The 6685-nt window shown below is 70.5% G+C and carries 6 protein-coding genes and 1 pseudogene; 2 read left to right on the top strand and 5 right to left on the bottom strand.

The annotated features are described in order from the left end of the window. The 5 genes and pseudogenes from WCJ52_RS01835 to WCJ52_RS01815 form a co-directional block, all read right to left on the bottom strand. A pseudogene (locus tag WCJ52_RS01835) lies at positions 1 to 731 on the bottom strand (double-strand break repair protein AddB); the annotation flags it as partial. Further along, positions 728 to 1420 (bottom strand): nucleotidyltransferase family protein, encoded by a 693-nt coding sequence (locus WCJ52_RS01830; protein ID WP_336901586.1) that lies wholly within the window; start codon positions 1418 to 1420, stop codon positions 728 to 730. The pseudogene WCJ52_RS01835 and the gene WCJ52_RS01830, both read right to left, overlap by 4 nt. A gap of 17 nt (positions 1421 to 1437) precedes the next feature. Then, complete coding sequence (gene amgK, locus WCJ52_RS01825; protein ID WP_336901585.1) at positions 1438 to 2526, bottom strand: N-acetylmuramate/N-acetylglucosamine kinase AmgK; 1089 nt, start codon at positions 2524 to 2526, stop codon at positions 1438 to 1440. After that, positions 2526 to 2978, bottom strand: coding sequence for a tRNA (adenosine(37)-N6)-threonylcarbamoyltransferase complex ATPase subunit type 1 TsaE (gene tsaE / locus WCJ52_RS01820; protein ID WP_336901584.1), 453 nt, complete (start codon positions 2976 to 2978; stop codon positions 2526 to 2528). The genes amgK and tsaE overlap by 1 nt, the downstream gene beginning before the upstream one ends. Further along, positions 2975 to 3826, bottom strand: a complete 852-nt coding sequence (locus tag WCJ52_RS01815) for a 1-acyl-sn-glycerol-3-phosphate acyltransferase (protein WP_336901583.1) — start codon at positions 3824 to 3826, stop codon at positions 2975 to 2977. The genes tsaE and WCJ52_RS01815 overlap by 4 nt, the downstream gene beginning before the upstream one ends. A gap of 97 nt (positions 3827 to 3923) precedes the next feature. Here WCJ52_RS01815 and WCJ52_RS01810 point away from each other — a divergent pair, with 97 nt between their 5' ends. Both WCJ52_RS01810 and zapE read left to right on the top strand, forming a co-directional pair. After that, positions 3924 to 5435, top strand: coding sequence for a CoA-acylating methylmalonate-semialdehyde dehydrogenase (locus WCJ52_RS01810; protein ID WP_336901582.1), 1512 nt, complete (start codon positions 3924 to 3926; stop codon positions 5433 to 5435). Between the two features lie 19 nt (positions 5436 to 5454). Continuing rightward, positions 5455 to 6573: a cell division protein ZapE gene (gene zapE / locus WCJ52_RS01805; protein ID WP_336901581.1), complete on the top strand. Its 1119-nt coding sequence runs from the start codon at positions 5455 to 5457 to the stop codon at positions 6571 to 6573. Positions 6574 to 6685: the final 112 nt, after the last annotated feature.

The raw sequence follows: 6685 nt of genomic DNA, 5'->3' as shown, positions 1-6685 counted from the left end.
GCACCCCGGGGGGCTTGGGCGATGACCCGGAGAAGGCCGGCCGTGGCCTGGACCGATCCGGTCGAGCCGGCGGCAATGAGCAGGCCTTGCGGCGGAACCTCCCGCCACCGTTCCGCCAGGGCCCGGAGCAGGAGGACGCGCCGGCGGCTGACATCCTCCATCCCCAGCGCCTCCAGCCTGCGGGGCCAGAGGTCGAGTGCCGTACGGAGCAGGTCGAGGGAGACCTGCCAGTGCTCGGCCATTTCCGCCCCCACCAGGGAGTCCAGGTTCTCGCCAGTCACCTCCTCGATCTGAAGGCTGTCGAAGAAGGCGCCCAGGGCATCGGCGAGGCCGAGGGCCTCTGCGGGACCGGGCGTCCGTCCCCGGCTGGCCGAGAGGTCGCCCACCAGCTTCAGGAGTTCGAACCGCCGTCGCACCGGGGTGATGGCGGGAGGCAGGTCCAGCATGACCTCCCCGGGCTCAAAGGGCGCCTCGCCAGCCTCGAGGTCGCCCAGGGGGCGGATCCTTGGCGGCAGCAGGGCACCGGCCGTACCCGCCCGTCGCAGGAAGGCCTCGGTGAGGGATCGCGCCGCCCGCCGGGTCGGGGTCAGGACGACGGCATCCGAAAGGGCCTCCGGGCCCTCGCCCTCGGTCAGGGCCAGCAGGCCTTCGGCCAGGTCGTCCAGGAACGGCCGATCCGCGGGAATCGTGTACCAGCGGGGTCCCTTCCGGCTCAGGAATTCGGCCTTCATCGGGTGAGCCGGGCTTCGGCTTCCGCCCGGGCGGCGGGGTCCCCCACATGCATCCAGAAGGCGTCCATGACCACGCCGAACAGGCGGCCCTGGCCCTGCAATCGCCACCAGACCGGAAGGATGGAGAAGGCGCCGTCCGGCTCGCCGTCCAGGGTTTCCGGCTTGAGGATCTGAAAGCCGACATTGGCGAAGGGCGCCGGCCGGGCGTCGTCGGCTGAATGGGTGAGGCGGCCGTCAGTGTCCATCAGGAATCCCCTGGGCCCCTCGAACCCTATGCCGTGATCCCTGCGGGTGAGCAGGAGCAGCATGTCCATGCGCGCCGGGTCCCAGGCCGCCTTCATCTGCTCGAGGGGGGGCGTTACGTCTTCGGTCCAGAGGGAGTCGATATTGGCCACGAAGATCGGCTCGCGGCCCAGCAGGGGCAGGGCGTTGCGCACCCCGCCTCCGGAGTCGAGCAGGGCGGCGCGTTCGTCGGCGATGAGGATTTCGATGTCGGTCCGCCGGGCGAGGTGGGCCTCCAGCATGTCGGCGAAGTGGTGCACATTGACCACCGCCCTGCGCACCCCCGCCTCAACCAGACGGTCCAGGACCCGGTCGATCAGGGTCCGGCCGGCCACCTCCACCAGGGCCTTGGGCCGGGTCTCGGTGAGGGGACGCATCCGGGTGCCCAGGCCCGCGGCCAGGACCATTGCGCTTTCGGGACCCCTCACCGGCGCGCCTCCGCCGGGACGCAGGCGTCGAGCCAGTCCCGCAGGTCCACAAGGCCGGGGTCGGCCAGGCACCGGTCCAGATAACCCCACATCCGGGGCAGGAAGGCCTCGTATTTCGGCCGGCCGTCTCGTTTCACCAGCCGGGCGAAGACGCCGAGGATCCGGCAGATGTTCAGGGCGCCCAGGGCGTGGAAATCGGCGACGAACGCCGGGTCGCCTGCAGGGCTGGAGCGGTCGAGGTAGAGCTGCAGCATGCTGTCCGACAGTCCGGGGCTGACGTCGCGGCGCGCGTCGTGCAGCAACATGGAGACGTCCCAGGCGGGGTGGGCCCGCAGGGCGTCCTGGAAGTCCACCATACCGACCCGGGCGGGTCCCTCCCGGTCCGGCAGCCAGATCAGGTTCTCCACGTGATAGTCGCGGTGGCAGAAGACCGTGGCCCCCGCCTCGCCGCGCTCCAGTATGGGCCGCCAGAGGGCCGCCCAGTCCGCCCGGGCAGAGGCGTCGATCCGCACCTCCGGGCGCAGGGCCGGCAGCCAGTCGGGCAGGAGGTCGGCGGCAGTCTCCAGGGCCAGGGCGTCGTAGGTCAGGAGCGGCCAGTCGACCCCTGGGGCTGCGCTCAGCCGGTCCGGGACCGGGCTGGCCTGCATGTGGACCAGGGCCTCCACCGCGGCCTCGTAGAGGGGCTGCTCGTCGGCACCGTTGGCGATCCGTGCGCCGAACAGGTCATCTCCGAGGTCCTCCATTACCGCGAGGCCAAGACCGGCGTCGAAGGCCTCGATCCGCGGCGCCGACAGCCCGGACCGGTTGAGCCAGTCCGCGACGGCGACGAAGGCGTCGACCCGTCCGGCGGCCAGCCGCGCCATGGCGTTGTAGCCCAGGGTCCTGCGCGTCCCGGCGTCGGCGTCCGGTGGACACGGCGCGGATTCCACTGGCGGCTGGTCCATGAAGATCCGCCGGCTGCCGTCGGCCAGGAACAGGCGTTCGTAGGCGCGGGTCGAGGCGTCGCCGGCCAGGCCTTCGCGCCGGGCGTCTTGCAGGCCGGCGGCCGCCAGGAAGCTCGCCTTCAGGGCCTCGCGTTCCGCCATCACGCCACGCGCTCCTTCCAGGTCCCGAAGCCAACCAGCCGCGCCGCGCGGCCCTCGCCCTCCATGGAAAGCTCTAGATCGAGTCGGTTGGCGGGAAGACGCCCTTCGAGCCGTTCGGGCCATTCGATCAGGGCCGCCCCATGAATGAGGGCCTCGTCCAGCCCGATTTCCCAGGCCTCGTCGGGGTCTTCGAGCCGGTAGAGGTCGAAATGGGCGATCTCGAAGTCCGGACCGGCATAGGTTTGGACGAGGGTGAAGGTCGGGCTCGGGGCGTCCTCGTCCGGCCTGGTCAGGGCGCGGATCAGGGCCCGGGCGAGGCAGGACTTGCCCGCCCCCAGGCCACCGCTGAGGCAGATGGCCTCGCCTGTGCGCAGAATCGGGGCCAGGCGTCGGCCAAGCGCTTCCGTGTCAGGCTCTGCGGGCAGGTCGATCCGCGGGGGCAGGCGGGTCAAAAGGGTCGATCCGGATGGGCGGGAAGCACCGTCTCCACATAGGCCTTCAGCTCGGCCGTCGCAGCCTCGGCGTCACTGCCCAGGCGGGAGGGGTCGATGAGAGGCCCCACGCTGAGGGTAAACCGTCCGCCCCGTTTGTTCAGGAGCTCGTGGAACAGGGTGATGTCGCGGAGCTCCTGCGAGACCCGGTCGAAGGCATGGAACAGGGTCGACCAGGGACCGGTCATGTGGACCGGCGCGACCGGGGCGCCGTGTCGCCGGGCGATGGACAGGGCCGAACTCATCCAGGGCGGATCCGACAGGGTCCCGTCCAGCGCCCGCCTGGACAGCCGGCCGGCGGGGAAGATCGCCAGCGCCCGTTCCGCCTCCATGGCCTCGCGGGTCATCTGCAGGGTGGTTCGGGTGCGGTCGCGGGTACGCTTGGCCTCGACCCATTCCACGGGGATCAGGACCTCGGAGAACCGCGGCACGACCCTGTGGGCGTCGGCATTGGCGTAGAAGCAGAGGTCGGGTCGCCGGCCACGCAGGGCGCCATAGGTGGCGATACCGTCGGCGATCCCGGTCGGATGGTTGGAGATGATGACGAGGCGCCCGGCTTCCGGAATCCGCTCCAGGCCGCGTACCTCAACCTGGACCTCGAGGAGCCGGGCCACGTAGTCCAGCGCCTCACGACCGCCCAGGGGGCCGACGGCGTCTGCCATCGTCCGGGCCTTGCGATAGTTCAGGAGCCGATAGAGCAGGGGGCGGGCCAGGGGCCAGGCTGGGCTGGCGGCCAGCCGGGGCGCCCGTTCGGCGATCAATACATCGACAATGTGCTGGCGAGGGCCGGCAGCGACAGAAGGGCTCATGGGTACAGCATGCCTGCCGACCGGGGGCGCAAGCAAGGTCTAGGCGCGCGCGGTCCCAGCCACTATTGGAATCTGGCAGGCAATCGAGGACGATCCTATGCGCCAGATCTCCCACTTCATCGACGGGGCCCCGGCCCCCAGCGCCTCAGCCCGGTTCGGAGACGTCTTTAATCCGAATACCGGCGAGGTGCAGGCGAAGGTCGGCCTGGGAACCCCTGACGAGCTTGAGCTGGCGGTCCAGTCCGCCCTGCGCGCCCAGCCGGCCTGGGCGGCGGTGAACCCCCAGCGCCGGGCGCGGGTCATGTTCGAGTTCAAGCGCCTGCTCGAGGCCAACATGCAGTCCCTGGCTGAGCTGCTGTCCAGCGAGCACGGCAAGGTGGTCGCCGACTCCCGGGGCGATATCCAGCGCGGCCTGGAGGTGATCGAGTTCGCCTGCGGCGTCCCACACCTGCTCAAGGGCGAGTATACCGAGGGTGCCGGGCCGGGCATCGACGTCTATTCCATGCGCCAGCCCCTGGGCATTGCGGCGGGGATCACCCCGTTCAACTTCCCGGCCATGATTCCGCTGTGGATGTCGGGGGTCGCCCTCGCCGTCGGCAATGCCTTCATCCTCAAGCCGTCGGAACGTGATCCCACCGTCCCGGTCCGCCTGGCCGAGCTGTTCATGCAGGCGGGCGCCGAGCTGGGCCTGGACCTGAAGGGCGTGCTCAACCTCGTCCAGGGCGACAAGGTCATGGTCGACGCCATCCTCGACCATCCTGAGATTGCCGCCGTCAGCTTCGTGGGCTCTTCGGACATCGCCCAGTACGTCTATTCCAGAGGGGCGGCGGCCGGGAAGCGGGTCCAGGCCATGGGCGGCGCCAAGAACCACGGAATCGTCCTGCCAGATGCGGACCTGGATCAGGTGGTGCGCGACCTGTCCGGCGCCGCCTTCGGCTCGGCTGGGGAACGCTGCATGGCCCTGCCCGTGGTGGTGCCGGTGGGTGAGCGCACCGCCGACGCCCTGCGCGAGAAGCTGGTCGCCGAGATCGCCTCCCTCAAGGTCGGGATCTCCACCGACGAGGGCGCCCACTACGGCCCGGTGGTCAACGCCGCCCACCGCAAGCGGGTGACCGACTACATCCAGACCGGGGTGGACGAGGGCGCCGAGCTGGTTGTCGATGGTCGCGACTTCCGCCTGCAGGGCTATGAGAACGGCTTCTTCATCGGCCCCTCCTTCTTCGACCGGGTCACGCCGGGCATGAAGAGCTATCAGGACGAGATCTTCGGACCGGTCCTCCAGATGGTCCGGGCCGACAGCTTCGAGTCTGCCCTGGCCCTGCCCTCGCAGCATCCCTACGGCAACGGGACCGCCATCTTCACCCGCAACGGGCGCGCCGCCCGGGAGTTCGCCTCCCGGGTAAACGTCGGCATGGTCGGCATCAATGTGCCGATCCCTGTGCCCCTGGCCTATCACACCTTCGGCGGCTGGAAGCGCTCGGCCTTCGGCGATGCCAACCAGCACGGCATGGACGGGGTGCGCTTCTACACCAAGGTCAAGACGGTGACGGCCCGCTGGCCAGACGGCGAGGTCGAGGACTCCGCCTTCGTTATCCCGACCATGCGCTGACCGGAGAGTTCCGCGCCGCATGACCTCCGCCCTGGAAACGGCCTACGCCGCGCGCATCTCGGCGGGCGACCTGCGCCCCGACCCGGCCCAGGCCGCGGGGCTGGCCAGCCTGGCCCGGCTGGAGGCCGAGCTGGCTGCGTCCCGCCCCGGCGGCCTTTCGGGCCTGTTCCGGCGCCGGCCCGAGGCCGCCAAGGGGGTCTATCTCTGGGGGCCGGTGGGGCGGGGCAAGTCCATGCTGATGGACCTATTCTTCGAGACCGTTCCTGTCGCCCGGAAGCGGCGCACCCATTTCCATGTCTTCATGCGCGAGGTTCACGCCCTGATCGGGGCCTGGCGCTCGGGCGATGCCGCGGCCCGCAAGGCGCGGTTCGGCCAGGCGCGGGGCGATGACCCCGTGCCGCCCGTCGCCGACCTGGTCGCCCGGGACGCCAGCCTGATCTGCTTTGACGAGTTCCAGGTCACGGACATTGCAGACGCCATGATCCTGGGGCGGCTGTTCGAGGCCCTGTTCGCCCGGGGCGTCACCCTGGCCGCCACCTCCAACCGCCATCCCGACGACCTCTACCGGGACGGCATCAACCGCCAGCTCTTCCTGCCCTTCATCGCGCTCCTGAAGTCCCGGGTGGAGGTGGTGTCCGTCGCCGGACCCCACGACTACCGCCTCGACCGGCTAAGGGCGGCGGGGACCTGGTTCTCGCCCATCGACCCGGACAACCGCCGCACCTTCGACGCCCTGTGGCGCGACATGCTGGGCCCCGAGGCCGCCGCGGGAGAATCGATCGAGGTCATGGGTCGGCGGCTGGACTTCCCGATGGCGGCGGGCGGCCTGGTCCGTAGCGGGTTCTCCCGGCTCTGCGATGCGGCCCTGGGCCCCAATGACTATCTCGCCCTGGCCGAACGCTTCCACACCGTCTTCCTCGAGGACCTGCCGCGGCTCAATTCGTCCCGGCGGGAGGCGGCGCGGCGGTTCGTCACCCTGGTGGACGCCCTCTACGAGGCCCGGACCCGGCTGATCGTCCTGGCCGAGGCCGATCCCGCCCGCCTCTACCCATCCGGGGATGGCGCCTTTGAATTCGAGCGCACCGCTTCGCGGCTCCAGGAGATGCGATCGGCAGACTGGCTCGCCGACCGACCCTGACCTGCCGCGACGGCACCCTGCGTTGAATGCAAGGCTCCGTTGACACCCGCCCCGGGGAGATTACATGCAGGCATCCGGCCCGGGGCGCGGGGGCGTTCGCCGGGCGAGCCAG

Source organism: Phenylobacterium sp. (genome assembly GCF_037138395.1).
Classification (GTDB): domain Bacteria; phylum Pseudomonadota; class Alphaproteobacteria; order Caulobacterales; family Caulobacteraceae; genus Phenylobacterium.
The sequence above is the reverse complement of the archived record's forward strand: the minus strand, read 5'-3'. Positions and strand labels throughout refer to the sequence as shown.

What these genes read in the sequence shown, in the direction of transcription:
- WCJ52_RS01810 (WP_336901582.1), top strand. Translation starts at nt 3,924, where the DNA reads ATGCGCCAGATCTCCCACTTCATCGACGGGGCCCCGGCCCCCAGCGCC.
- WCJ52_RS01830 (WP_336901586.1), bottom strand. Translation starts at nt 1,420, where the DNA reads ATGGTCCTGGCCGCGGGCCTGGGCACCCGGATGCGTCCCCTCACCGAG.
- amgK (WP_336901585.1), bottom strand. Translation starts at nt 2,526, where the DNA reads ATGGCGGAACGCGAGGCCCTGAAGGCGAGCTTCCTGGCGGCCGCCGGC.
- zapE (WP_336901581.1), top strand. Translation starts at nt 5,455, where the DNA reads ATGACCTCCGCCCTGGAAACGGCCTACGCCGCGCGCATCTCGGCGGGC.
- WCJ52_RS01815 (WP_336901583.1), bottom strand. Translation starts at nt 3,826, where the DNA reads ATGAGCCCTTCTGTCGCTGCCGGCCCTCGCCAGCACATTGTCGATGTA.